General features: G+C 73.6%; 9 protein-coding genes. 2 read left to right on the top strand and 7 right to left on the bottom strand.

Annotated elements, in window-relative coordinates; translation table 11 throughout:
• Window positions 1-52: 52 nt before the first annotated feature.
• From CC117_RS21165 to CC117_RS21185, 4 genes are all read right to left on the bottom strand, one after another.
• Window positions 53-397, bottom strand: coding sequence for a phosphopantetheine-binding protein (locus CC117_RS21165; protein ID WP_071086806.1), 345 nt, complete (start codon window positions 395-397; stop codon window positions 53-55).
• Complete coding sequence (locus tag CC117_RS21170) at window positions 394-5295, bottom strand: type I polyketide synthase (RefSeq protein WP_071086807.1); 4902 nt, start codon at window positions 5293-5295, stop codon at window positions 394-396. Before CC117_RS21170 ends, CC117_RS21165 begins: the two co-directional genes overlap by 4 nt.
• Window positions 5288-14080, bottom strand: coding sequence for a type I polyketide synthase (locus tag CC117_RS21175; RefSeq protein WP_071086809.1), 8793 nt, complete (start codon window positions 14078-14080; stop codon window positions 5288-5290). Before CC117_RS21175 ends, CC117_RS21170 begins: the two co-directional genes overlap by 8 nt.
• Before the next feature lie 2059 nt (window positions 14081-16139).
• Entirely contained in the window at window positions 16140-17072 is a 933-nt protein-coding gene (locus CC117_RS21185) for a helix-turn-helix transcriptional regulator (protein ID WP_407673563.1), read from the bottom strand.
• Between the two features lie 557 nt (window positions 17073-17629).
• Between CC117_RS21185 and CC117_RS21190 the strand changes: the two genes are divergently transcribed.
• Window positions 17630-18217, top strand: coding sequence for a hypothetical protein (locus tag CC117_RS21190; protein ID WP_071086815.1), 588 nt, complete (start codon window positions 17630-17632; stop codon window positions 18215-18217).
• 65 nt (window positions 18218-18282) lie between these two features.
• Here the strand turns inward: CC117_RS21190 and CC117_RS21195 are convergent, their stop codons facing one another.
• The 3 genes from CC117_RS21195 to CC117_RS21205 form a co-directional block, all read right to left on the bottom strand.
• Complete coding sequence (locus CC117_RS21195; protein WP_071086817.1) at window positions 18283-22095, bottom strand: helix-turn-helix transcriptional regulator; 3813 nt, start codon at window positions 22093-22095, stop codon at window positions 18283-18285.
• Window positions 22096-22366: 271 nt separating this feature from the next.
• Window positions 22367-22666 carry a DUF4193 family protein gene (locus CC117_RS21200; RefSeq protein ID WP_071086819.1) on the bottom strand — a complete coding sequence of 100 codons (300 nt, stop codon included), beginning with the start codon at window positions 22664-22666 and terminating at the stop codon, window positions 22367-22369.
• A gap of 631 nt (window positions 22667-23297) precedes the next feature.
• A complete protein-coding gene (locus CC117_RS21205) occupies window positions 23298-23675 on the bottom strand; it encodes a GroES family chaperonin (protein ID WP_071086822.1) in 378 nt (125 codons plus the stop codon).
• A 378-nt stretch (window positions 23676-24053) separates the two neighbouring features.
• Here CC117_RS21205 and CC117_RS21210 point away from each other — a divergent pair, with 378 nt between their 5' ends.
• A complete protein-coding gene (locus CC117_RS21210) occupies window positions 24054-24737 on the top strand; it encodes a hypothetical protein (RefSeq protein ID WP_071086824.1) in 684 nt (227 codons plus the stop codon).
• The last annotated feature ends 661 nt before the right edge of the window (window positions 24738-25398 follow it).

The following is a 25398-nucleotide window of genomic DNA, read 5'->3' on the forward strand; positions in this document are numbered from 1 at the left end:
TCCCGCGCGCTCGACGTACTCGTCGCCCCCCTGGTTGGTCCGTGGCGGCGCGCTACCGCGCGGCCACCTGGGGGGCGCCGTCCAGGCTGTCGACGATGAACGCGACGACCTGGCCGACCTTCATGTTGATCACCTGGTCGACGTCCATGTCCGCGAGGAAGCCGACGAAGTCGACATGCTCGCCGTAGGTCTCCCGGAGCCGGTCGGCGAAGGTGACGAACTCGATGCTCTCCAGCTCGAGATCCTCGTTGAACGAGGTGTCCATCTCGATCGACATGTCGACGATGTACTCCTCGCCGATCACGTCGCGCAGGATCGCCGCCACCTCGGAGAGCACTCTGGCCGCGCGGTCGGTCGGGTCCACGCTCACGGTGGCGGTCGACTGGTCGATGGTCATCGCAGCGTCTGCTCCTTGATCTGATGGGTTGCGCTGACAGGTCCGGTCCGTGGTGAGGTCCAGGCCACGACATAGTTTCCGAGATAGCCGCCGGCGGCCGCGGCCAGCCGGTCGGCAGGCTCCGGCTCGGGCCGGGGCCTGCCGGTGGTGTCCATGGTGCGCAGGGCCACCCAGCATTCCCGGGCCGGCCCGGACGGACGTCCCGTGGGGGTGTCCGTCCGACCGCCGTCCGGCTGACCGCCGTCCGGCACGGGGTCCGGCCCGCCGCCCGCCAAGGCTGCCACGGCGACGGGGAGCAGCAGCGGAGCCGGCAGACCGGGGCTCGCGCCCGGGTCGCCGACGGGCTGGACCGCGGCGCCGCCCGGCCCACGGGTCACCGCGGCGGGCACGGGCTCGCCGCCCTGCACCGGCCGGCCGACCACGAACCGCCGGGGATCGCCCGCTGGTCCGGACCCGTCCGCTTCCGACGCCGCGGCCGCCGTCATCCCTGCCGGCGCTCCCGCCGGCACTGCCTGCGCCTCCGCCCGCGCCGCCGCCTGTTTTGCCGCGGTGAAGCGAGCGAACCACACGGCGCGGCTGTCCGGATCGCCGCCGGCCAGCTCGTCGAGCAGCCGCAGCTCGGCCACGGTGAGGACGGCCGCCTCCGCGTCCCGCTCCCGCCGCTGGACCCGGTCCAGGCCGATCCCGATACCGCCGGGTGTGTCCTCGACGAGAGCCACGGCGATCTCCGGGCGGTGCGCGACGCTCACCGCGGGCGGGCGCAGCGCCGACAGGCCGGGCCGGCCTGGCACCCGGTCGACGACCGGGCTCCCCGACGCCACGTCCGCCAGGCCGACCTCGATCGGCCACAGCTCACCGGCGCCACCCGCCCACCAGTGCCGCCGCACGGCGTCCTTGCCGGCGATCCGCCCGAGCAGCCACGAGCGGGCGGCCAGCGGGTTCAGGCGGGCCAGGCGCTCGCGCTCGGCGGCGTCCAGGTAGTGGCGCAGTGACAGCTCGCGTGACGCCGGGTCCCGCCAGTGCTCGGTCACGACGACCCAGCCGTCCGCCGTGGACCGGCCCTGCGTGTTGACCTGCGGTGCCAGCGCCATCGACCACAGGACGTCGTCCTCGGTGAAACGCCGGTCGGTCCAGCCACTCAGGTGCGCCCACAGCCGGCCGGCCTCGTCGCGCAGCTCCATGTCCGCCGTCGCGGTGCGCTCGGTGACGTCGCGGATGCGGCCCAGGTACGACAGCCGCGCTCCCGTCCGCGGTGGCGGGCCGAAGAAGCGGATCGAGGCGACCGACGCGGGGAAGAGCAGCCAGTCCGACGGAAGGTACTGCATGCCCCAGTAGCCGAAGAGCTGACCGGCGTTGTCCAGCAGCGCCCCGCTGGCCTCGGTGACCCRCAGCCAGCCGCGCAGCCCGGTCGGCGCCATCCCGTCGACCGACTCGACGCCCTGGTAGCCGGGCCCGTGGAACAGGAGCCGGTCGTCGTAGATCGCCCGGCCGGTGTGCGGTGCCGTGGACTCCCCGGGGATCACCACCTGCCCGGCGGTTCCCGGACACGGGACGAGGCCGGTGGACACGTCCGTGGTCTCCGGCGGTGCCGGGTGGGCCGCGGCGAAGACGACGGTCGCCCGGGTGTAGCCGACGACGTCCACCCGGATCTCGTCCGGGCCGAGCGGCGTGCAGGTGATGTCAACCTGTACCGGCGGCTCGATCGCCAGCCAGCGGGTCGCGCGGACGTCCCGGACCTCGGTGATCACCAGGCCGGGGCGCAGCGCCGACGCCTCGGCCATCATCATCTCGAGGACGCCGGTCAGGGGCACGACGGGGAAGAGGTCGGATGCGTCGGACCAGCCCGGCGGCTGCCGGTAGAAGCAGTGGTCGATGACCTCGGGCATGGTCGCCAGGGAGAGCTCGCGGCGCACCGTGGTGCGGCCGTCCGGCCCGGTCCGCCGCGCTCCCGCCGGCACCGGCGTGGACGCCGGCACCGCGGACGCCGGAACCGCCGCGGGCACCGGAGCTGAGGCCACGTCCACGCCGGGACGGGGCCGCAGCGCGGCGGACAGGTCGGGGGCGTCGGGGCCGAGCCGGACCAGCGGGGTGCCGAGGCGCAGGCGCACCGCCCGATCGGGCCGCCCCACCCTGCCGGGCCGGGCCGCCGGAGCGGCGACGTCGGGGCGGGTGCGGCAGGGCAGGAGGTCCATCCGCGGCGCGGCGCCCTCGGCCCACAGCGCGACCGCGACCCGGCGCAGCTGGTCCAGCCCCGACCGTTTGGTGATGTTGGTGACCAGTGAGGCGTGCTCGTCGCCCGCCCCGCTCAGGGTGTCGTCGACGAAGCCGGCGACGCTGCCCATCCCGATCTGGACGAACACCCGGACGCCCGCGTCGTGCAGGGCTCGTGCCAGCTCCCGGAAGCGCACCGGCTCCAGCAGGTGYCGGACGGTCAGCTCCCGGATCTCGGCATGCCCGGACGGATACGGAGCCACCGTGGTAGCCGACCACACCGGGACCCGGGCACTGCCGAGCGGGGTGTTGTAGAGCCCGTCCCGCAGCCGGTCCAGATGCGGACGCAGGAACGGAGAGTGGAAGCCGGAGCGGAACGGCAGAGCCTGCCCGATCACCCCACGCGCCCGCAGCCGCGCCAGGGCGGTCTCGATGCTCTCCACCCGCCCGCAGATGATCGACTGGTGCGGGCAGTTGTCGTGCGAGATCACGACGTCCGTCAGATCGGCGATGACCTCGGCGGCGACGTCCGCGCCGCAGCCGAGCGCGCCGAACACGACGCCCGGCACCTCGATCGAGGACGGGTCGAAGGCCCGGATGAACCCGTCCGCGTACTCCTCGTCGATCAGGCCGGCGGCGAGCATCGCGTTCCACTCGCCCACGCTGTGCCCGGCGACCACGTCGGGCGTCACGCCGAGTCGGCGCAGGGCAACGTCGAGGACACGACCGACCTGCACGCTCGCCACGCCGTGATGGCCCAGGTCGGTGGTGTCACCCAGTTCCGGCCGGGGCAGCCCGAAGTGGTCGCAGATGTCGTCGATCCGCGGGGAGAACTTGTCCTCCAGCCCGCAGAACAGGAAGGCCAGCCGCGGCACCGTGTCGTCGTCCCGGCGGTCGAGCAGGGGCGCCGGGACGAACCAGAGGTCGTTCCGGCCCCGCCACGGCGTGCCGCGGGCCGCCACCGTGCGGGCCAGCGCGAGCCGGCGCGCGGTGGGGGCCACCAGCGCCAGCCGGACCGGTCCGCCGCCGGGCGCCGTCGCCGCGTCGTCGCGCTCGAGCAGCTCGGCGTCCGGCACCGCGAGCTGGGCGACGATGTCCGCCGCGGACGCGCCCGCGAACAGCAGCACCCGCTCGGCAGTGGGGTCGGCCACACCCGCGCCAGGAATGGCGGCGGTGGCAGCACCGGCACCGGCAGCGGTGCCGACACGGGCACCGGCAGCGGTGCCAGCACCGAAGGGGTCGACAGCGCCAACCCGATCGGCGTCGGCGCACTCCTCCAGGACGACGTGGGCGTTCACCCCGCCGAAGCCGAAGGCGTTCACCCCGGCCCGCCGCGGGACGGCACCCGCCCGCTCCCAGGGCGTCGCCTCCCGCACGGGGGCGAACCGGCTGCCCTCGAACAGCGGGTGCGGCTCGTCGCAGTGCAGCGTCGGCGGCAGGGTCCGGTGGTGCAGCGCCAGCGCGGCCTTGATCAGACCCGCCATGCCGGCGGCGGGCATCGCGTGCCCGATCATCGACTTCACCGAGCCGAGGCCGACCCGCCCGTTGTCGACGTCGTCGCCGAAGACCTTCGTCAGCGTGGCGAGCTCCGCGCCGTCGCCGGCCGGTGTCGCGGTGCCGTGCGCCTCGATCAGCCCCACCGCACCGGGGGCGGCCGGGTCGAGGCCGGCGTCCGCCCAGGCCCGCTCGATGGCGAGGATCTGCCCGGACGAGGCCGGCGCCATCAGGCTCGCGGTGCGCCCGTCGCTGGACGAGCTGGCGCCGCGCAGCACCGCGTAGACCCGGTCGCCGTTGGCGCGGGCGTCCGCGAGACGGCGCAGCACGATCATGCCGACGCCCTCACCCATCAGGATGCCGTCGGCCCGGCGGTCGAACGGCCGGATCCGCTGGGTCGGCGAGAGCGCGCGCAGCAGCGTGAACAGGCTCCAGAAGGAGACCTCGTGCACGATGTGGACGCCGCCGACGATCATGGCGCCGGCCCGACCGCTCGCCAGTTCCCGCATCGCCGTCTCCACGGCGATCAGGGATGAGGCACAGGCCGCGTCGATCGTGTACGCCGGGCCGTGCAGGTCGAGGCGGTTCGCGATCCGCGACGCGGCCAGGTTGGGTACCAGGCCGATGGACGCCTCCGGCCGCTGCGGCCCGAGCTTCGCCAGGAAGGCGTCGACGACCTGGTCCACGGCGGTGTCCGGGACCCCGGGCAGAACCTCGCGCAGCGTGGTCGCCAGCTGGTGGGACGTCCTGACCCGCTGTTCCAGCCGGGCGACCCCGGGGCCGACGTAGCCACCACGGCCGACGACGACGCCGACCCGCCCGCGGTCACCGAGGGCCTCCGGCCCACCGGCGTCGTCCATCGCCTCGGCCGCGAGCCGCAGCGCGAGGAGCTGGTCGGGCTCGGCCCAGTCGACCGAGACCGGGACGATTCCGAACCGGGCCGGGTCGAAGGTGGCGAGGTCGTCGACGAAGCCACCGCGGCGGCAGTAGAAGCCCGCCCCGTCGGGCCGCCGCTCGGCGCGGGCGGGCTCGGCGGCGAAGTACTCGTCGAGATCCCAGCGCCCGGGCGGGACGTCCCGGATCGCGTCGACGCCGCCGGCGATGTTGCGCCAGTAGGTGTCCAGGTCGCCGGCACCCGGGAACAGCGCCGACATCCCGACGACGGCGATCTCCTGGGCCATCGGTTCAGCCATCGAACGACTCGGCATCGGCGCACATGTAGACCACCTGGGCGGGCGCGCCCGGGACCGGCTCGCGCAGCTCGCGTAGCAGCGCGGTGACCCCCTCGTCCGGGTCGATCAGGCCGATGCCGCGCCGGGCGTACTCCCGCGCCAGTTCCTCGGAGACCATGCCTCGACCCGCCTCGGTGCCGGAGTCACCCCAGGGTCCCCAGTCGACGCTGACCACGCGGCCGGTGCGCCGGGTCGCCAGACTGTGGGCGAACACGTCGAGCGCGTCGTTGGCCGCCGCGTAGTCGACCTGGCCGCGGTTGCCGAAGACCCCGGCGACGCTACCGAAGAGGACCGCGAAGCCCACATCGGGCCGCAGCGCGCCGAGCAACGCGCGCGCTCCGTCCACCTTCGTCCGGAACACCCGGTCGAAGGACTCCGTCGTCTTGTTCCGCAGCAGACGGTCCTCGAGGATGCCGGCGCCATGCACGACACCGTCCAGCCGGCCGTGCCGCTCGTACACCTCGGCGACCACCGCGGCGAGGGCGGCACCGTCCCGCACGTCGACCGCGTGGTAGCGCACCGAGGCCGCCGCCTCGCCCAGCGCGGCCAGGTTCGCGCGGATCTCCCGCTCGGCCAGGATCCGCGCGACACGCTTCTCGATCTCCGCCGGGCGGCGCACACCGGAGGCGATCAGGGCCCGGCGCAACGCCGGCGGGTCAGCCGCACCGGCGGTCTCGGGACCCTCCGGCCCGTCCGGGACGGGGGTGCGCCCGATCAGCTCGACCGCGCAGCCCGTGGCCCGCGCCAGCGCCAGCGCCGTCCGTGCGGTGATCCCGCGCGCGCCGCCGGTGAGCAGCACGACACCCGAGGCATCCAGCCCCGTCGGGCCCGCGGCCGGCGGGCCCGACGGGGCGAGGTCCGCCGGGCGCAGCGTCGGCGTGATCCTGCTGTCGTCCCGGTAGCCGACGACGACCGGCGCCGCCGCATCGAACATCTCCGCCAGCAGCCGCTCGGCGATCCGTCGCGGCGCGGCCTTGGGATGGACGTCGACCAGCCGCACCCGGGTGGCGGGGAGCTCCTGGGCCAGCGTCCGCACCAGCCCCGCCATCCCGACGGCCGCCGACCCGCCGGCCGGTGTCGTGTCCACCGCCTCGGCACCGCGGCCGAGGTCACCACCCAGCCCGGTCACGACGACCAGACGCCGGGCGCCGGCGAGCGCGGCGGCGCGCAGGGGCGCGAAGGCGGCCGGCAGGCCGGCACCCGGGCCCGCCACCCCTTCCGCCGAGGCGACCCAGAACAGCCCGTCGGCGCAGGCGTCCGATCCGAGAACGGGATCGAGCTCCACGCTGTCGGCCGACACGATGCGGACGTGGGCTCCGGCCTGCTCCAACAGCGTCGACAGCGCCAGGCCGATACCGAGCCCACCCTCGACCACGGTGAACCGCGCGGCGGCCAGCGACACCGCCGTGCCCGCCGCGACCAGTTCGTCCCAGGACGGCAGCGCGGGCAGCTCGACGTGGTCCACCACGAACCGGCGCAGCGGGACCCGGGACTGCGGGCCCAAAGCGCCCACGGCGCCCACGGCTGCGACGGCCGGCACGGCGTCAGCAGCCGGCACGACGCTGGCAGCCGGCACCGCACCGGCGCGGGCCGCGAAGGTCGGGTCCGTCGCACCGCGCGGAGTGGACAGCACGCCCCAGCTCTCCGGCGCCGACGGGGCCTGGACCGCGGTGGCCGCATTCCGGGTCCGGGGGCTGTCCAGCACAGCAGTGCCGGCCCGCCCGATGCTCGGCGCCGGCCCTACGGAGGGCTCGGGAAGGTGCGCCGTCGGCAGCACCGCCGTGGCGGATGCGGACGCTCCCGCCGGGACCAGGACACGGGACCCGGCATCCGCGGGAACCCGGCCACCGCCGGTGCCCTGCTCCGGCAGGTCGTACGACCCGGGCCGAGGAGCCGGGCCGGACCCGCCCCCGGCTCCCCCGCCACGGCCACCGGCGGAACCACCGCCGGAACCGTCGTCGGGCGCGCTCTGGGAGCTGTGCTCGACGATCCAGGTCGCGATCCCCCGCACCGTCTTCACCGCCGCCAGTTCCTCGACCACCGACTCATCCAGCTCGGACGCCCCGCCGCCCGCACCCGGCAGACCCACCCGCCCGGCAAGCTCCCCGAGGATCTCCGTCCGCTTGATCGAATCAATCGACAGATCAGCCTCAAGATCCAGATCAGGCTCCAGCATCTCCACCGGATAACCCGTCAGATCCGCGATCACCCCGACCACGGCATCCGTGACCTCACCCATCCCACGGACCACCGACCCGGCAACCGGCTGTGCCGCCGGGGTCGGGGCCGGGGCCGCGACCACGACCGCGCCCGCGACACCGGCCGGCATGCCCGCCGTCACTGCCTCCGCGACCGGGCCGGTGACCGGCGACGAGGCCACGGCGGAGCCGCCCGGGGAGGTGCGCTCGACGATCCAGGTCGCGATCCCCCGCACCGTCTTCACCGCCGCCAGTTCCTCGACCACCGACTCATCCAGCTCGGACGCCCCGCCGCCCGCACCCGGCAGACCCACCCGCCCGGCAAGCTCCCCGAGGATCTCCGTCCGCTTGATCGAATCAATCGACAGATCAGCCTCAAGATCCAGATCAGGCTCCAGCATCTCCACCGGATAACCCGTCAGATCCGCGATCACCCCGACCACGGCATCCGTGACCTCACCCATCCCACGGACCACCGACCCGGCAACCGGCTGTGCCGCCGGGGTCGGGGCCGGGGCCGCGACCACGACAGTCGGGGAGGCGTGCAGGGCACCGGTGCCGTTGGCGGAGACRTCCGCCTCCGGAGCGTCGGCCGGTAGCCCGCTCGTCGCGGGCCCGCCCGCCGCTGGGACAGGCGCCGGTGGGGGCGACATGACGGCGGCCGCGCCGAAGTCGGCGTGGCGTGGGGCGGGGGCGAAGGCCTGGTCCTGCGCCGCCGTGCCGGACAGGTGGCCGTTCGGCTCCGGCCAGGCCCGCGAGGTACCGAGCGGGAGCTGGGCCGGCGCGGCAGCCGGGGCAGTACTGGCCGGCACGGGCCGACCAGCGTTCAGGTAGGTGAGCAGGACGTCCCGCTGGGCGGCCACGAGCTCGCGGCCCGTCCGCAGGAACTCCAGCACCAGGCCGTCGGCCGGGCCTGGTGCTGGAGCGACAGGTGCCGCAGCGGCCGGTGCACCAGCAGCCGGGGCGTCAGGAGCCGAGGCGGAGTCGGCCGGGACGGTGCCAGGTGGGACAGCGGCCCGGGCTCCGTTCGGGCTCGGGCCTGCCGCCGGGTGAGYGACGCCGTTCCCGTTGACGGTCCGAAGATCGACCACTGCAGAACCTCCCACCGATTCACCGAGCCCCGTACCCGGCCATTCGAGAAGATCGTGTCGGTGTGCGGCGGGGGCGCCGCTGTCCGTCCCACCGCGGGCGCCAGGCTGCGCAACGGTGTTCGTCACAGCCGCCGGATCTCCGACGGCCGCTGCGGCCACGGCGGCCGCTGTACCCGCCGCCTCCACGGTCGCCGCCCTACCGGCCAGGACCGCCGGGGTGGCGGTGACCGGCGCGGCCGGGACGATCCGCCGCGCCGGCAGCAGGCCGCCGGGCAGCTGACGGCCGTCGCTGGTCCGCACGTAGGCACCGTCGAGAAGCCAGCCGGGCCGGCGCGGCATGCGCTCGGCCGCTGCGGGACGGGTGTCCCGCCCGGTGAACAGGGGGGACGGGTCGACATCCACGCCGGCCGCGGCGAGCTCGGCCACGGCGAGCAGCAGGCGCCGCAGGCCGTTCTCGGCCGGCGCGTCGGTGACGACCACCCGGTGCGGCCGGCCGGCGAGAATCTTACCGATGAGCTGTGCCAGCACCCGGCCCGGCCCGGCCTCGACGAAGACACGGACGCCGGCGGCGTACATGGCCTCGATCTGCTCCACGAAGCGGACCGGCGCCGCGACCTGGCCGGCGAGCACCGCGCGGATCTCCGCCAGCGTCCCCGGGTAGGGGGCCGCCAGGGTGTTGGACCACACCGGGATGACGTTCGTCGCGAGAGTCGTCCCGTCGAGCTCGGCGGCGAGCGTGTGCGCGGCGCCGGCGACGACCGGGCTGTGGAAGGCGCAGGCGACCGGGATCCGCCGGGACGACAGGCCGGCTGCCTTCAGCCGCTCCACCGCCGCGTCGACGGCGGCGGACGGCCCGGAGATCACGGTCTGCCGGGGTGCGTTCTGGTTGGCGAGTGCCACGCCGGCGATGGTGCCGTCGGCGGCAGGCTCCCCGAGCGCGGCCCGGATCTGGTCCGCTGTCGCGGACACCGCCGCCATCGTGCCGGGGTCGTCACCGGCCGCCGCGAGAATCGCGTCCGCGCGGGCCCGGCTGAGCCGGACGAGTGCCTCCCGGTCGATGACGCCCGCGGCGCTGAGCGCCGCCAGCTCGCCGTAGGAGTGCCCCGCGACATGATCAGGGCGGATCCGCAGCCCTGCCAGCAGCTCGAAGACGGCCAACGCGGCCAGCCCCAGCGCGGGCTGGGCAGCCCGGGTGTCGGTCAGCGCGGCGGTCTGCGCGGCACGTTCGTCATCGGTGAAGGCGGCCGGCGGGAACATGGTCGCGGCCACGTCCGGGGCGAGCTCCAGCAGCGAGCGAAGCCGCGGAAAGGCCACGAAGAGATCCGCGAGCATGCCCGGCCGCTGGCTCCCCTGCCCCGGGAAGACGAAGGCCAGGCTCCCCGCCGTACCGTCACCGCCGGGTACCGCCCCGGCCCCGGTGCCGGGACCCGGCGCGATGCCGGCGGCCACCGTGGCACCGTCGTCACCCCCGCGGACGAACACGCCTGCCCGCGGGGCCGAAAGGGGCTCCCTGGCCTGGGTGATCGCGCCCGGCAGGGCGTCCAGGTCGTCCGCGACGAAGGCGATCTGGACCGGTCCCCCGGCCTCCTCGCACACGGTACGGGCCAGGTCGCGCAGCTGGTAGGGACGTCCCGCGCCGTCGTTGGCGCGGGCGAGCGCGTCCAGACGGTCCAGGCGGCGCAGCGCGGTCTCCCGGTCTCGGCCCCGCACCAGGAACAGCTCGGCCGGCCAGCGGTCCAGGCCGTGAGCCGGCTCCGGTGCCTTGTCGTAGGCGGAGACGACGACGTGGAAGTTGGTCCCGCCGAAGCCGAAGGCGGACAGGCCGGCGTGCCGGGCTCCGGCGGGCGCCACCCAGGGCCGGGCCCGGTCGTCGAAGTAGAACGGGCTGTCCGACCGGTCCCAGTACGGGTTGGGCCGGTCGACGTGCAGGGTCGGCGGACGGATGCCCGTCTCCACCGCGCGTGCCACCTTGACCAGACCGGCAAGCCCCGCGGCGCACTTGGTGTGGCCGATCTGGGACTTCACCGAGCCGACGGCGCACTGGCCGGCTCCGGCGCCGTGCTCCTTGAACACCTCGGTGAGGGTGGCGAGCTCCGTCCGGTCGCCGACGACGGTGCCGGTGGCGTGCGCCTCCAGCACCCCCACCTCGGACGGCGAGATCCCCGCCGACGAGTAGGCGCGCTCCAGTGCGATCACCTGCCCGGCCTTGCGCGGGGCGGTCAGCCCGAGGGCCCGGCCGTCGGACGAGCCGGCGACCGCGCGGATCACGGCCCGGATCCGGTCACCGTCACGCTGGGCGTCCGCGAGCCGCTTGAGGACGACCACCGCGACGCCCTCACCGAGGCTGGTGCCGTCCGCACCCGCGGCGAAGCTGCGGCACCGCCCGCCCGGGGACAGCGCGTGCACCGAGGCGAAAAGCAGGAAGTCATGCACGCTTGAATGCGTGTCCACCCCGCCGCACAGGACGAGGTCGGACGAGCCGGCCGAAAGCTCCTTGCAGGCGGCGTCCAGCGCGGCCAGGGAGGAGGCGCAGGCTGCGTCCACGGTGAAGTTCAGACCGCCGAGATCAAGGCGGTTGGCCACCCGGCCGGCGATGACGTTCGCCAGCAGCCCGGGGAAGGAATCCTCGTCGAGATCAGGCAGGATCTCCTCCAGCTCCGCGGTGAGCTCACCGACCCAGGAGCGATACGCCGAACGGAATCCATAGGCGGTGGAGAGGTCCGATCCGGACTCCGCGCCGAACACCACCGAGGAACGCTTCCGGTCAAACGGGCGGTCCTCGTATCCGGCGTCACGAAGTGCCCGGGACGCCGCTTCAAGAGCGAGAAGCTGACCCGGATCGATACTGCGGAGCGAACGAGGCGGAATTCCATAGGCAAGGGCGTCGAACGGAATCTGCGGCAGGAAGCCGCCCCATTTTGATGGYGTACGCCGCCCGGCGTCCTTCACCACGGAGTCGGAGTCGTAGAAGAAATCCGCGTTCCAGCGTTCGGGCGAGACCTCCGTTATCGCATCGACCCCGGCGACCACGTTGGCCCAGTAGTCCTTGTCATCGGCGGCCTGCGGAAACACGGCTGACATTCCGATGATCGCGATATCGAGCGGACGGGCGGATTCACGCACCGCCGCGACGGAACGGGCGGCGCGCGCCAGCCGGTCGCCGTCAGCACCACCGTCAGCGACGTCGTCAGCACTCGAACGAACCACGGGGCCTGTGGCCGTGGCCGACGTAGCCGTGGCGGGCCCGGCCGGACCCGGAACGGCTGCCCCGACGAACTCACTCGCCCGGGCGGCCAGGTGGGCTGTCGCGTCCTGGGTGACCTCGGTGTGCAGGCGGGCGATCGACGTCCGCGCCGAACGCAGGCCGGCGACCTGACCGATCATGAACATGCCCTCGGCGGCCTGCTCGTCGGGCCCGACCGTGACCAGCTGGGCGCCCTCCCGCCGCACGCCCCGGCTGGCGATGCGCAGCCGGCCGAGGTTCAGCTGCTCCAGCTCGGCCCACATCTCCTTACGCGGGACGCCGGCCGCGGCCAGCTCGTCCCGCCGGCGGAGGAAGTCATGCACGTAGGCGGACTCCACGCACCGTGTGGCGTGCCCCGGCGAGGTCTCGAGCAGCACCGTGCGGGACGCGGTGATCGCCGCGTTCTGGAAGCCCGGCATGATCGCACCGTCGGTGACCGCCTCGTCGGTGAACAGGTAGGCGGTGCCCATGAGCACGCCGATCCGCGCACCGCGGTCGACCAGCGGTGCCGCCGCCGCCGCGACCATCGCGGCCGAGGCCGGGTCGTGGATCCCGCCGGCGAACAGGACGTCCAGGTCCCGCAGCGACTCCGGCCCGTCGTCCCCGCGCCGGGCGAACTCCAGCAGACCGGCGATCTGCGCCTCCCAGAGCGGGAAGCTCGCCCGCGGCCCGACGTGGCCGCCGCACTCGCGGCCCTCGAAGACGAACTTGCGCGCCCCGTCGGCGAGGAACCGGTCCAGCAGGCCCGGGGACGGGACATGCAGGAAGGTGTCGATCCCGACCGCCTCCAACGGCGCCGACTGCGCCGGTCGGCCACCGGCGATCAGCGCGCACGGCGGCCGGACCGCGTAGACCGCGTCCAGCTGGGCGGCCCGCGTCTCCGGCGGTGCGAAGCCGAGAATCCCCACGCCCCAGGGCAGGTCGCCGAGCAGTGCGGCGGTCTCCTCCAGGAGCGCTCGCGTCTCCTTGCCGCTCATCAGAGCGAGGGCCAGGAACGGCAGTCCACCCTCGCGGGCCACCGAGAGCGCGAACCGTGCCCTGTCGCTGACCCTGGTCATCGGCCCCTGCGCGACGGCGTGACGCAGCCCGCGGGCGGCGGCGAACGCCGAGCCCGGGGCGAGCGGCCGGTGCCGGGCCGCTGACGCGAGCGAGGAACGGATCGACTCCCGTACGGCCCGCACGACCGCGCTCGCCGTGTGGTGGCGATCGGCGAGACCGGCGGCGAACGCGCCGTCCTGCCCGACCGGCAGCAGCTGTTCCCGCAGGTCCCGCCCGCCCAGCCGCAGGGCGACGGGGGCCGTGGGGTCGGTGGGGGCGCTCAGGGCGGCGGAGACGCTCAGGGCGCCGTCCGATGYCCGCTCGCCACCGGTGTCACGGTAGTCCGCCTCCGGTTCGTCCGCTGCCCCCCCAGCGTCGGTTACCGCGCCGGTTCCGGCCGTCCCGCTCGGGATGGCGGACACGGACGCGGACGCCCAGCCCACCAGGCCGGCCACGGGCAGGTCGGGCCGCACGTAGACACGGTGGCCGTCGATCAGCGCGGTCTCGCTGCCGTCCATCGCGCGGACGGCCTTCGCGACCTCGGCGGGCAGTTCCACCTCCCGTACCAGAGCCAGCTGCGAGTCGAGGACGACGCCGGCCGCGCCGCCGGCGACAGCCGCCGCCGCGGTCGCCGGGCCTATCCCACCTGCAGCCCACACGGGGGCAACTGTTCCGTCCCGCCGTGTCGACTTCGCAGCGATCAGGTACTGGAGCAGAGTGAATGTCGTGAGGTCGCCGACCCGTCCGCCGGCCTCGTTACCACGGGCGATCAGGCCGTCCGCGCCGTCGTCGAGCGCCTGGCGCGCTGCCGGGACCGAGAGCACCTCGACGAGCACCCGCCGGCCCGCGGCGGCCACCGCGGCCACTCCCCACGGCGCGTCGACCCCGAGGACCACGGTGTCGACGCACGCTGGCAGCTCCGCCAGCTCGAGCGGGCAGCCCTCGGCCACCCGTACTCCGAACGGCACCGGCGACCAGGCAGCCGCGGCGGTCAGTGCCTCGCGGCCGCGGGCCGGGTCCAGGCCGAGATCGAGGATTCCCGTGCCGCCGGCATGCCCGACCGCCGCGACCAGGTGCGGCGCCGGCTCCCCGAACGGGCTGATGACGACGACCAGATCCCGTTCGCCCTGGTCGTCGGGCTCGGTCCGGGGGTGCGCGCTCGCTGCGCTGCTCATCGGTTGCTCCTCCTGGCCTGGCCCCGCCGAAGACGGAGACGGCCGGGGTCGGTTGCTGTCAGCACGGGGCCGAAGCAGTCGGCGTCCCGGAACCGGACGTGGGCGGGCGGCGCCAGTTCGAACAGGTGCAACTCCCAGTCGGGGACAGCAGCGGGTGCCCGGACAGGCGCCGCGCCGCTGGCGGCGATTCGGTCACTGTGACGGTGGTCCGGTCCGATCGGGTCACCTGAGTCAGCGAGCGTGCGCGAAATCCTAGCCGGCCCCAACCGGGTCTCCACACGTAGGTGCCACCGCGAAACAGCGCTGTGATCTACCTGGTCAGGGCCCTGACCGTCACAGGCCATGACGACATCAGAGGCAGGCCGGGCGTCCCGGCCGGTCCCATCGCCGCAGACTGCCGGGATGCCCGTGCAGCTGGGCCGAGGCCCACCCTGCGCTGCGCGGCCAATGCCGGGGTTGTTGCTTCCATTGCCCATGTTGTCATCGCTCGCGAATCGCGAGGTGGCATCAGCGACACCACGCCGGCAGGCCCTACAAATCCGCTCTGCCGGCTGATTTCTCATGTTTACGCGGGCTGATACCTGGCGCTGTCCGGGCACGGAAGGCAGGCAGTGAAACCTGCCCGGAAAAACCCATGCACCTTTTTTCCGCCGGGTCCCTGACGCGCGATGGCCGATCGCACTGTTCCCCCCCGACATGACATTCATCCAGGTGTTCCTCCGGTCCCTGCCGGAACAACGCACCGATGCCGGCCCTGGACCGGCGGACGCGCTGTCAGCGGACTCGTCTCTTCTGCCCTCCGTACACGTGGCGCTATGGCCCTTTCAACCTAGTCACTTCGCGGGCAGCGTCGCAAGCACAGGCGCCGGACTTTTCGCTGATGTCGCTCCCAACCCTCACACTGGATTGATAAATACGCTGTTCAAGTCGCATTGCGACCACGTGACCACACGGGTTCCGAGAGTGCCGGCGCGGGATCATTCGCGCTGATCGGTCAGCACGGCACCAACGGCCGCGACCGGGAGACCACCCGAAGTGACTAGAGACCGGCCGCGGCCGGCAGCCCACCAACGGACGCCCAGTGGACGCCCACCCGGTTCACGGGGCGAAGTTCGGCACCATCGCCAGGCGGCCAGCGGCGAAGCCGGACACGGGCCCGCGCGATGGCTCGGGGCAGGGCCGGAAGCCACCGTTGCGACAACCCGGCGGTCGTGCTTCGCGCGCCGCCAGCGACGTTCGCACGATGGCGGCCATAGTGCCGCCAGCTGCGGCGCACGGGCCGATCAGCCGCTCGGCCAGCGAGTCGGGCAGGGTCAGGAGGTCACAGCCGACCGCATGTTGCCGACCTGGCGGCCCGGCAGCCCGCCGCCGGTGGGGCAGGAGCGGCAGGGACGGGTGCAGCCAGCGGTCCCGGCGCATCCCGGCGGTGGGAGAACTACAGAAGTCCCCAACGGACGACCAATCCTGCTGGTTCCGCCGTCCCGCCGGTTCCCCTGGCCGGGCGCCGAGCCGGGCGCTCGGGGGCGCGCCGTGCCGGGCCTGCGCGGCGGTGCAGGCCCGGCGGGACGAACGCGGTTCCGGGAAGACCGGGTTCAGGGAAGACCGGGTTCCGGGAACACGGGTACAGGCGACGGAGTCCGGCGAAGCGCGTGACCGGTCCGGGTGGACGGGCAGGCAGGCGGGCATGGCCCGGTCGCGGTCACGGCCCCCAGGGGCATGTCGTCGCACGGTCGGCCTCGGACGCGTCGCGCGGGGGCATGCGAGGACGCGGTCCGGGCGGACCTGCCGGGGCGCGGCCGATAGCTGCGCCGTCGGCGAGGGCCGGACATGGGCAGGTCCGACCCCGTTCCAGCCGGCGGTGCCGGCCGGGCCGGCCAGGAGGGGCTGGCCGGGCGGTGCTATCCGGGCCGCGCCGTCGGACGCTCTCGTCCGGGCGGCGCCGCCGCGGGGTGCGCGGGTCAGGCGCTTGCTGAGCTGGCGTTCATGCGCGGATGGTGCTGGGAGTATCCAGAGATGTCGGGATGGGCGGCCGGTGCCGGACAGGCACCGCCGACCTGGCCTACAGTCGGGGAAGCCCGGGTGCCGGCATGGAGCCCATCTCGCGCTGCCAGGCGAGGGCGAGCTGGGTGCGGTTCGAGCAGCCCGTGGCCACCAGCGCGTGGGTCAGGTGGTGCTTGACCGTGTCGATGCTGATGCAGAGTGCTTCCGCTACCTGCCGGTTCGACTGGCCTTCCGCGACGAGGCGGACGACGTCCCGCTCGCGGGCGGAGAGCTTGGCCGTCACGGCCGGTCCCGGGTTGACCCGGATGTAGAAGCGCAGCAGGTTGCCGAGGTGGCGGGCGAGCACCGCGCCGACGGCCCGGTCCCGTGGGCCGAACGCACCGGGGCGGGGGTCGAGCAGCGAGACCACAGCGCCGACGCCGCTGTTCCCGGCCAGCCGGATGAGCAGCTTCGCGTGGATTCCGTGGGCCCGCAGGAAGCGCTCGAGCCGCAGTCGTACCTCGGGGCGGTCGGGCACGCCGATCTCGTCCAGCGTGACGAGCCCGCGCTCCCACATCAACCGCAGGCTCTCCGGGTCGTTGAAGACCTCGAGGCTGCGGTACCGCTCCAGGAACGGCCCGGCCATGCGCAGCGCGAGGCCGCGGCCGGTGGGGCGGGCGTCCTGGAAGGTCGCCTGCGGCGACGATCCGAGGAAGAAGGCGGAATGGCGGTAGCCGAGGTGGCGTGCCATGCCGTCAAGCGCGGCCTCGCGGAACGCGGGCAGCGACGCGGCGCGCTCACAGTCCTCGACGACGCGCAGGACGCCGCGCAGTTCCGCCGCGCCCAGGGCGAGGTCGCGGGGCACCTGCGGCCCCCGCGCGGGGACAGCTGCTCGGCCCGGCAGTCCAGCCGCGACCGCACCGGGACGGGTACGCGAGGCGGGGTGGCCCACCGCGGAGGTCGCCGCGATGGGGGTGTGCCGCGCGGTGGGAGCCCGATGGGGTGCCGGCACGCCGGACGGTCGRGAAACCCCCGCCGATGTGTCCATCGTCACGGCAAGCCGGCCRCTGGCCGGGTGGGCGCTGGGGCTACCATCGGGGTTGCTGAGCATTCGGTCAGTCACACATGCCTCCGGGGGCAGACCGACACCAGGTCACTGGCCGGTAGTCGCGAATCAGCCGGCGTATTTCCGGCCAAGTTGGACATGTTCGGCAAGCCTAGGGCCGCGGCTACCCAGATGCCACCCTGCAACACCTACTTTCTGGCGCCTGATAAGCCTGACTGGCTTATGTGACTAATGAACCTCAGTTCAACCGCGATTTACCTTCGCAGCGCCGTTGTGCGTGACCCCCTAGACGCGGTCCGTAACGACAACGACAGGACTCCGCCCCCCAAAGGTGCCGCCAACGGCCCTCGAATTGGCCCGGTCCGACCACCACCTCCACCTTCGACCACCGGCGTGTAGTCGATCGGCACGGAGGGTAGCTTTCTCACCGTACGTATCTCGCTACTCGCAGCGGATCACCACTCTGGCGGCCTCCGTGGGCACGCCGATACGAGGTGAGGCGCGTGACGACCGGCTTCTCGATCTTTCTCATCGCCGCCGGAGCAACTCTCCGCTATGCGTTGTCCTACCGGTTGAGCGGCGTCGACCTGCAGATACTCGGATCGATCATCATGGCCACCGGCGGCGCCACGCTGGCCGTCCAGGCCGCCCGCGCAGTCCGCGCCGGCCGGCTCCGGACCCGCCCGGTCGCGAGGACGCTTCCTCTTTCCTCCCGGCTTCCCCTGTGGCGCCCCTCGGAAGATGGCTCGGCGGAGCGCTTCTGGCCCGCCGCGCAATCAGCGTGGGACATGCCAGCCCGGGCTGCCGGAATTCGTTTCGAGGACAATCAGCCACCCCCGGGGCGGGGTCCCCGTCCGGACGTCCAGCAAGGCTGGAATGAGGCCGCCGACCTCGGGATTCCGTACACCACCAGCCATGGCGGCAGCCTGTGCGACCAGCCCGAAGGTGCCCCGCGGCCCTGGCCCACCCAGGACCAGGCCGGCCCGGCGGACGACAGCCCACCCTGGCTGCCGCCGCGGGCGAGCTGGCAGCTCGACGAGGCCGGCTGGCCGGACGAGGTACGCCCGCCCACGCATGGCTCCGGTCGCTGAACGGGGCCCGACCGCCGAGGTGGCTGGGCCCACAGCAGGTGCAGCGCCCACAGCAGGTGCAGCGCTCACAGCAGGTGCAGCGCCCGGGCGCGGTGGACCGCGTCGCGGCGCCGGGCGACATCCAGCTTGCGGTAGATGCTCTTGAGGTGCGTCTTGACCGTGTTGACCGAGACGTACATCTCCGCCGCGATCTCCGCGGTCGTCAGCATGGTCGGCAGGTAGCTGAGCACGGCCAGCTCACGTTCACTGAGCCGCTCCGCGGGCTCGGTGCCCAGACCGCCCGGCAGTACGAGGGGGCTCCCACCTCCCGCTCCCGCTCGGGTCTCCTCCGGTCTGCCGATGACCTCCGGTCTGTTCCCTGCCCCGGGGCCCGTTCCGAAGCCGGGTGCCGGGGCGGCGGCACGCGAGCCGGCGGCACCCGGCGCCCCGCTGGCGAACCGGGCTCCGCCGGCGGCGGGTGCCGGGGTGGCAGCGCGGGGGCCGGCTGCCGGTGCGGACGGCGGCCAGCGTCCCGGTGTGGCCTCGCCGGCCCGATCTGCCGGCGGTCTGGTCGGAGCGGGGACGATCACCTCGGCACCCGCGCCGGGCACGGTTCGGCCACCGGAGTTCCCGTGGCCCCTCGTCGCGAGGCCGGAACCCGTTGCCGGCCGGGGCAGGCCCGTCGGGCGCAGCCCGTTCGACGGATCCGGCGGCGACGCCAGGGGACCCGGTACGGCAGCCCGCGGCGTGACCGCCAGCAGTGAGGCAGCCAGGCGCGGCGCCGCGGACCGGTCCAGGGCCGCCACGAAGGCGGGGTGGCCGTCGGTCAGCTCGGGGTGGGCGGCCATCAGGTCCAGCAGCTCCTCGCCGGCCTCGGTGAACGGGGCCACCATTCCCTCGTCGGCGGCGAGCGCAACGGCCCGCGCGAGCAGCCCGCCGGCCCGGGCGTGATCATTGCGCCGGGCGGCGGCGACCGCGCCGAGCACGCAGGCCGCGACCAGGCCCGCGCCGCCGTCGTCGGCACGCAGCAGGGGGGCGAGCGTCTCCTCCGCAGCCGGCACGTCGCCGCAGGCCAGCGCCGAGCGCGCGAGCGCGAGCTGCATCTGCGGGTCCGCTGCACGTTCGCTGTCGCGCAGCAGCAGGCGCCGCGCGGCTTCCGGAGTCCCGGCGGCGACAAGCAGGTCCGCCTCCGCGGCCCGGCGGGCAGCGGCGCACAACGGCGGCATCGGGCCGGGCCTGCCGACTGCGAGCATGCGTCTGGCTGCGCGCACATCGTCGGGGGCTCCCCGCAACAGCCGCAGCCGGGTGTCGCAGACTGTGACGAGCTCGACCAGGAACACCGGACTGGCAACGGTCAGCGACCGACGGGCCGCACCCAGGCACCGGTCGGCCTCGACGAGCTCGACCCGTTGCAGCCACACCATCGCGGCGGCCAACCGCGCCTCGGCGAGCCCGGGCGCGGCCGCGGCCGGCCCCGCGTCGGGCGCGTGGTGGTCGCTGGCGGGGTCGGCGTCGCCGAGCACCAGGCTCAGCACGCTCTCCGCCTGCCGCAGCCGGCCACGCAGGGCGTACTGCAGAGCAAGGGCGCCGAGGCAGGACGTCTCCACACCGGTGAGCCCAGCCCGCCGGGCGGCGACGGCCCCCTCCTGCAGGAACCCGGCGGCGGTGGAGAGACGACCGAGCCACAGCTCGCCCCGGCCGCGCGCGCACAGCGCCACCGCCCGTGCACGCTCATCCGCGGGACGTCCGGGGCGAGGCGGGTTCTTCCTGGTCTCGGCGGGCTGATCCGCCGCGCCGGACGCGCCGGATCCGGAACCGTCGGACCCGTCGGACCCGCCGGGTGCGCCCGCCGGAACCGGCAGGCTCGACTGGCCGGATGCCTCGGGCCTGCCGGATGACCTGGAAGCGCTGGTGGCACTGGAGCGCAGCAGCCGCCGGGACGCGGTGATCATCTCGGTCGGCTGCCCGGCAAGCTCGGCACGGTAGATCTCAACCAGGTCGATCCGCTCCACAAGCGTGCGCCGCCGGGAGGCACCCGGCCCGGACAGGACCGCAGGCAGTCGGGCGCGGGCTGACAGCAGGCTCGCCGACCCGGCCTCCAGCTGTCCTGACCGCAGGTGGGCCACGGCCAGGACGAGGTCGCATTCGGGTGACAGCCCCGCTGCCCCGGCCGGCAGCGCCGCCACGAGCACGCCGAGTTCGGACGCCCGTCCGAACAGGATGTCCATCAGAGCGGAGCCGTCGACCAGCAGGCAGGCGAGGTACCACCAGTCCCCGGCCCGCAGTGCGTGCCGGGCCGCGTCGGAGGTGCTGTCGTTCGCCGCGAACCACAGCGCTGCGCGCAGGTTGAGCTCGCGGGGATCCTCATCCGGATCCCGCTGGAGCAGCCCACGCAGGATCATGCCCAGCAACCGGTTGTACCGGTACCAGTCCGGCAGCGGATCGGCGGCTTCAGCGCCCGCGGCGGTTCCGGCCGGATAGCCGCCCGACCGAAACCGGTCGAGCGGAACGAGAAAGCCACCGGTTCGCGCGAAGTCGCGCAGCAGATGGACGGCTCCGCGCCGGGCCCGCGCCGCCCCCGGCCGCCAGACCGGCCCGACCGCCCCGATTCCGTCCGACGCGATTCCGTCCGGCGCGACGCCATCCGGCGCGACGCCATCCGGCGCGATGTCGATCGCAGCGACCGCGGCCGCAAGCGGACCGCTGATCCGTTCCAGGACACTGGTCCGGAGCAGGAATCGGCGGGTCGGCTCCGGGTAGCTCGCCAGGACCTCGGCGTGCAGGTACTCGGCAATGGCCGCCTGAGGACCCCAGGAGGGATCAAGCTCCGCGGGAACGCTGTCCGCCGCGCCGGCCAGCCCCGCTTCGCCGACCTCGTCAACATCGCCCGCCCGCCAGCCATCTCGAGGCATGCTGACGGGCCGCACACCGTCGGCGGACCTCGCGCGTTCCACCGCGCCGGCGGCAGCGAGGCGCAGACCGACCGCCCACCCCTCGGTCTGCCGCCACAGGGCCGTCGCCAGCCGGTCGGTGGCTGGGAGGCCGTGCGCGGCGAGCAGCTGGGCCGCCTCCTGCGCGGTGAAAGCCAGGTCGGACGGGCCGAACTCGGTGAGCCGACCCTCGGCGCGGAGGCGGTGAGCGCGCAACACGGGTGTCCGTCCGGCCAGGACCAGCCGCAGGCGTCCGTCCCCCTCGCCGGCCAGCAGCTCCAGCACAGCAAGATCGTCTGGGTCGCGGATCAGGTGGGCGTCATCCAGGATCAGCACCGCGGGGGCGGGCATCTCGGCGAGGTGGTTGACGAGTTCGCGCCGGAAACGCTCGGGGCAGCTGCCGGCGGACCCGGCGGACCCCGCCGCCAGCCGGGCCAGCTGATCGCCGGCGGGCAGCGCGGCGTCTCGACACAGTGCGCGCAGGATCTGCGCCCAGAGCGAGACGGACGGCGCAGACCGGTGGGGAACGGAGGACGACGCGGAAAGCCCGGGCGTGCCCTGCGTTTCCTGCGCCCCCAGGACCCGGCCGGCTGCCTGACGCGCACGCGGGGATCCGAGGGATCCGAGGGCGGGATCAACGCGAAGCCAGACCACGGGGTGCCGCGACCGCCCGGATCTGGCCCAGTCGGCGAGCAGCATCGTCTTGCCGGTTCCGGCGGGCGCGCAGACGCAGGTCAGCGGGCCACCGACCGCCGTGTCCAGCCTGTCCAGCAGCCGCCCGCGCGAGATGGAGGGGACGACCGGCCGTGGCGGGACGAGCCTGGTGCCGAGGACAGGCAGTTCGGATGCCGACGCCGCCGTGCGTGGCAGGTACGGCCACGGCAGCAGGTCCCGGGCCGTGCCCGGACCGTGCCCGGGAACGACGGAATCCGGACCGTCCGGACGGCCGACCGATCCCTGCGCACCCACGACGTGATCACCCCCGGCTCACGATGCCAAGGGTAGTGGTACAGGCACTCTGTGCTTTCGGCAACCACGGGACGTGGTGTCGGCCCGGCGGCGCAGCGAGGACACGGTGGAGATCACGACGGACGTGGACGGTTCCGGAAGCACCTCACAGGCGCGTTCTCTCCCGGAACCGTCCGATCCGTCGCCACCGAACCGGCGCCCGCCGAACCGGCGCGCGCCCACAGCTGCCAGGCCAGACAGAACGGTCAGGCCAGAAAAACGGTCAGGCCGGTCAGGCTGCGCAGTCGGCGCACCTGGTCCGGCGGGTGTCGGCGAGCTGGCTCCGGTGCTGCACCAGGAAGCAACTCGTGYAGGTGAACTCGTCCGCCTGGCGCGGCAGCACCCGCAACGCGAGCTCCTCGTCCCGGACCTCGGCGTCCGGGAGGTCGAGCTCGGCCTCCAGCGCGTCCATGTCGTCGCCGAGATCGGCCGCCGCACCAGCACGTTGAGCTTTCAGCGTCTCCAGGCTCTGTTCCTGGAGCTCGTCCTCCTCGACATCCGTGCTGCGCCGAGCGTCGAAGTCACGAGCCATGCCTCTCCTTACCTTTCCCTTGTCCTCACAGACCGCGGCCTGTCGACACCGACGTCGATCCACAACGGGATCGAGCGAGCACGGTACCCGAACGACATCGGCTGATCACAATAAGCAGTGGCTCTGGCCGAGAAGTGAGCGCCAGGCAGATGTCCGCATTCCCCATGCCGGAAGCCGGTACCCACGGCCACCAGTTCGGAACACGGATCTCCAAAGCCGCCCGAAGGATACGGGCCGAAGAGTCGCCAGACCAAGCAGGGGCACCCTGGCGCGGTGTCACTCCCGCCACATCCGGCTCCGGCACCGACCGACCACCCACCGGGAAAGGCCGTACCTGTCGGGACGGGCGGGCTCGGAGCAGCCGGTTCCAGGAACGATGGCCGGTCGAGGCGGGCCACCCATCGGTGGGTGCGGCGGCGCGGCGAAAGCAGCAGGCCCGTTGCCGGGCACGGCAGCCGGCCAGGCACGGCARCCGRCCAGGCACGGCAGCCGGCCGGGCACGGCAGCGGCCAGGGATGACCGAGCAGCCGGCGGCTGGCGGCGGGGCTGCCGTGGGCCGACCCGAGGAGGGATCAGCCGGAGATCAAAGGATGATCGCGTGGAGATGCCGAAATATGACCAGGCAGCGAGGTCAGAGATACAGCCCGGTCAGCCCGTCATCAAGCCGTTCCGCCGCCACAGCGTGCACGTCGCGTTCGCGCATCAGGATGTAGGTCGTCGAGTGCAGCTCGACCTCGGCGCGGTCCTCAGGGTCATAGAGCACCCGGTCACCCACCTGGACCGTGCGTACCACGGTCCCGATGGCGACCACATCGGCCCACGACAGGCGTTTACCCATCTGCGCGGTGGCGGGGATCACGATGCCCGCCTTCGAACGCCGGTCCGCGGAATCCTCCCGCGGCTGCACCAGCACCCGGTCGTGCAGGAGCCGGATGGGCAACGAGCCACTCGCCACGTCGATGCCGGCCGCGCCCCCGACACCGTTGACACCGCCGGAAACTACGCTCACAGGCTCGGACCCTACTCGCCCGAACCCCCGGCGCCGACCGGATGCATCCGATTGCCCCGGCACGTACCCGTCCGGCAACCACAGCAGCCGTCGCCCGTAGTGGTAAACGTGCCGTCGCGAAGATCCACCTGCCCCGCTGGCGGCTCGGAAGCCGCCGAAACTGCGACGGCCGCCCCATCCACGGACACCGGCATATCAACCAGACCTGATGGGGATTGACACCTCAACGCGGTATAAGCTGCCGCCCATCGTCATCCGGCCCATCACGGCCGGGTGCCGGGAGGCGCGCCGGGGGGGATGCCCGGCACCCAGCACAAGCGTCCGCGTCGGAAGCCAGGTAACGGTCGACACGCACGAGCCGAGGGATGGGGCAAACCAATGGCGCTGAGAATCAGTGTGGACCTTGAAGGGCTGCGCTGGGCCGACCTGTTCCGGTTCGTCGATCTCGCGAGAAGCGGTGGCATCGGCCCGGAGGACCAGGTCGACGTCATCACGTACGGCAGCGACCCGATGTCGGTCAGCCTCTCCGCCCGGATCTACCCGGCATCGGACGGTTTCCTCGCCAGCGACCAGCAGGAGCTCGGGCCCGGCGACGGCCTGCGCGGCCCGGCACCGCTTTCCCTCGCGCCCGGCAGCCCGTCGTCCGCGGGGGGTTTCGGCTACGACACCTCGGGTGAGCGCCCGTCATCCAACGGCTCGCACTACCCCGCGTTCGACAACGGTTCCGAGCGGCCGCCCGCAGGCGCCGGCAACCTTCCCGCCTACGGCCCGCCCGGATACGACAGCCAGCCGGAGCGCGGCACCCCGCCGCCGCCCCCGCCGCCCCCGCCCGCCGGGGGCTCGCACTACCCGGCCTTCGACGCTCCGAACGAGCGGCTGCCAGGTCAGGGCGGAGGTCAGTTCGCCGGCTTCGAGCCGGTCTTCGACCGCTCGCAGAACGGCAAGGAGACCGGTGTCGCCGGGGGCGTCGAGAGCCCCTACATCGAGGAGTTCGCCCGCCTCCAGGAGGGCCTGATGCGTCAGGTCCGCCGGGACGGCGAAGTCCGCCCCGACCGCACCTGACCTGCCCGCGCCAGCCAGCGCACAGCGCCGGGGGCGGGCTCAGGCCCGGCCGGGGCACGGCACCTGCCGTCGGCTGCCAGAACACCCGCGCAGCCCGGCACCTTCGGGCCATCGGCCGGCCATGCGCTTCCCGCATGAAGGCCCGCGACGGCCCCAGCACCCCCAGAAACAGCTCTGACCGGCCAGATTCGCGTCTTATGAGCGTCGCGACGACCGGGTCCGCCCCCCATCCGGGCCACCTGCCAGCACTTTGAGCGAAGGCACCCGGTGAGAGAACAGAACGCCGGGATACCCGATATAAGCAGTGCGTGGCGATCGCCACACACTGCACTGCCGACCGGCACCGCGTTTGTACGCAGATCGTGATGATCATGTTACCTGTTACACGCTGTGGTGGTGCCGCCCGCACGTTTCCGCCCGCAATGGTGCATGCTGCCTTCGATGGAGGATCCGCGCGTAGTCGACGTCGAGCRGTACCACGGTCAGTTGCGCTCGGAACTCGAGATGATCGCGAACGGACCGGTACTGGCCGGACCACGGATCGTCGAGCACATCAACTCGCTGGTCACTCTCATTGATCTCCATCAGCCCAACGAGTTTGATCTGTGTCTAAGTTGCGACCGACTCTGGCCCTGCGCCACGATCGTCGCAATCACCGGCG

The organism is Parafrankia colletiae, from assembly GCF_001854655.1.
Taxonomy (GTDB): domain Bacteria; phylum Actinomycetota; class Actinomycetes; order Frankiales; family Frankiaceae; genus Parafrankia; species Parafrankia colletiae.

Coding starts and splice junctions, on each gene's coding strand:
- CC117_RS21165 (WP_071086806.1), bottom strand. CDS start 397: ATGACCATCGACCAGTCGACCGCCACCGTGAGCGTGGACCCGACCGAC.
- CC117_RS21210 (WP_071086824.1), top strand. CDS start 24,054: ATGGCGCTGAGAATCAGTGTGGACCTTGAAGGGCTGCGCTGGGCCGAC.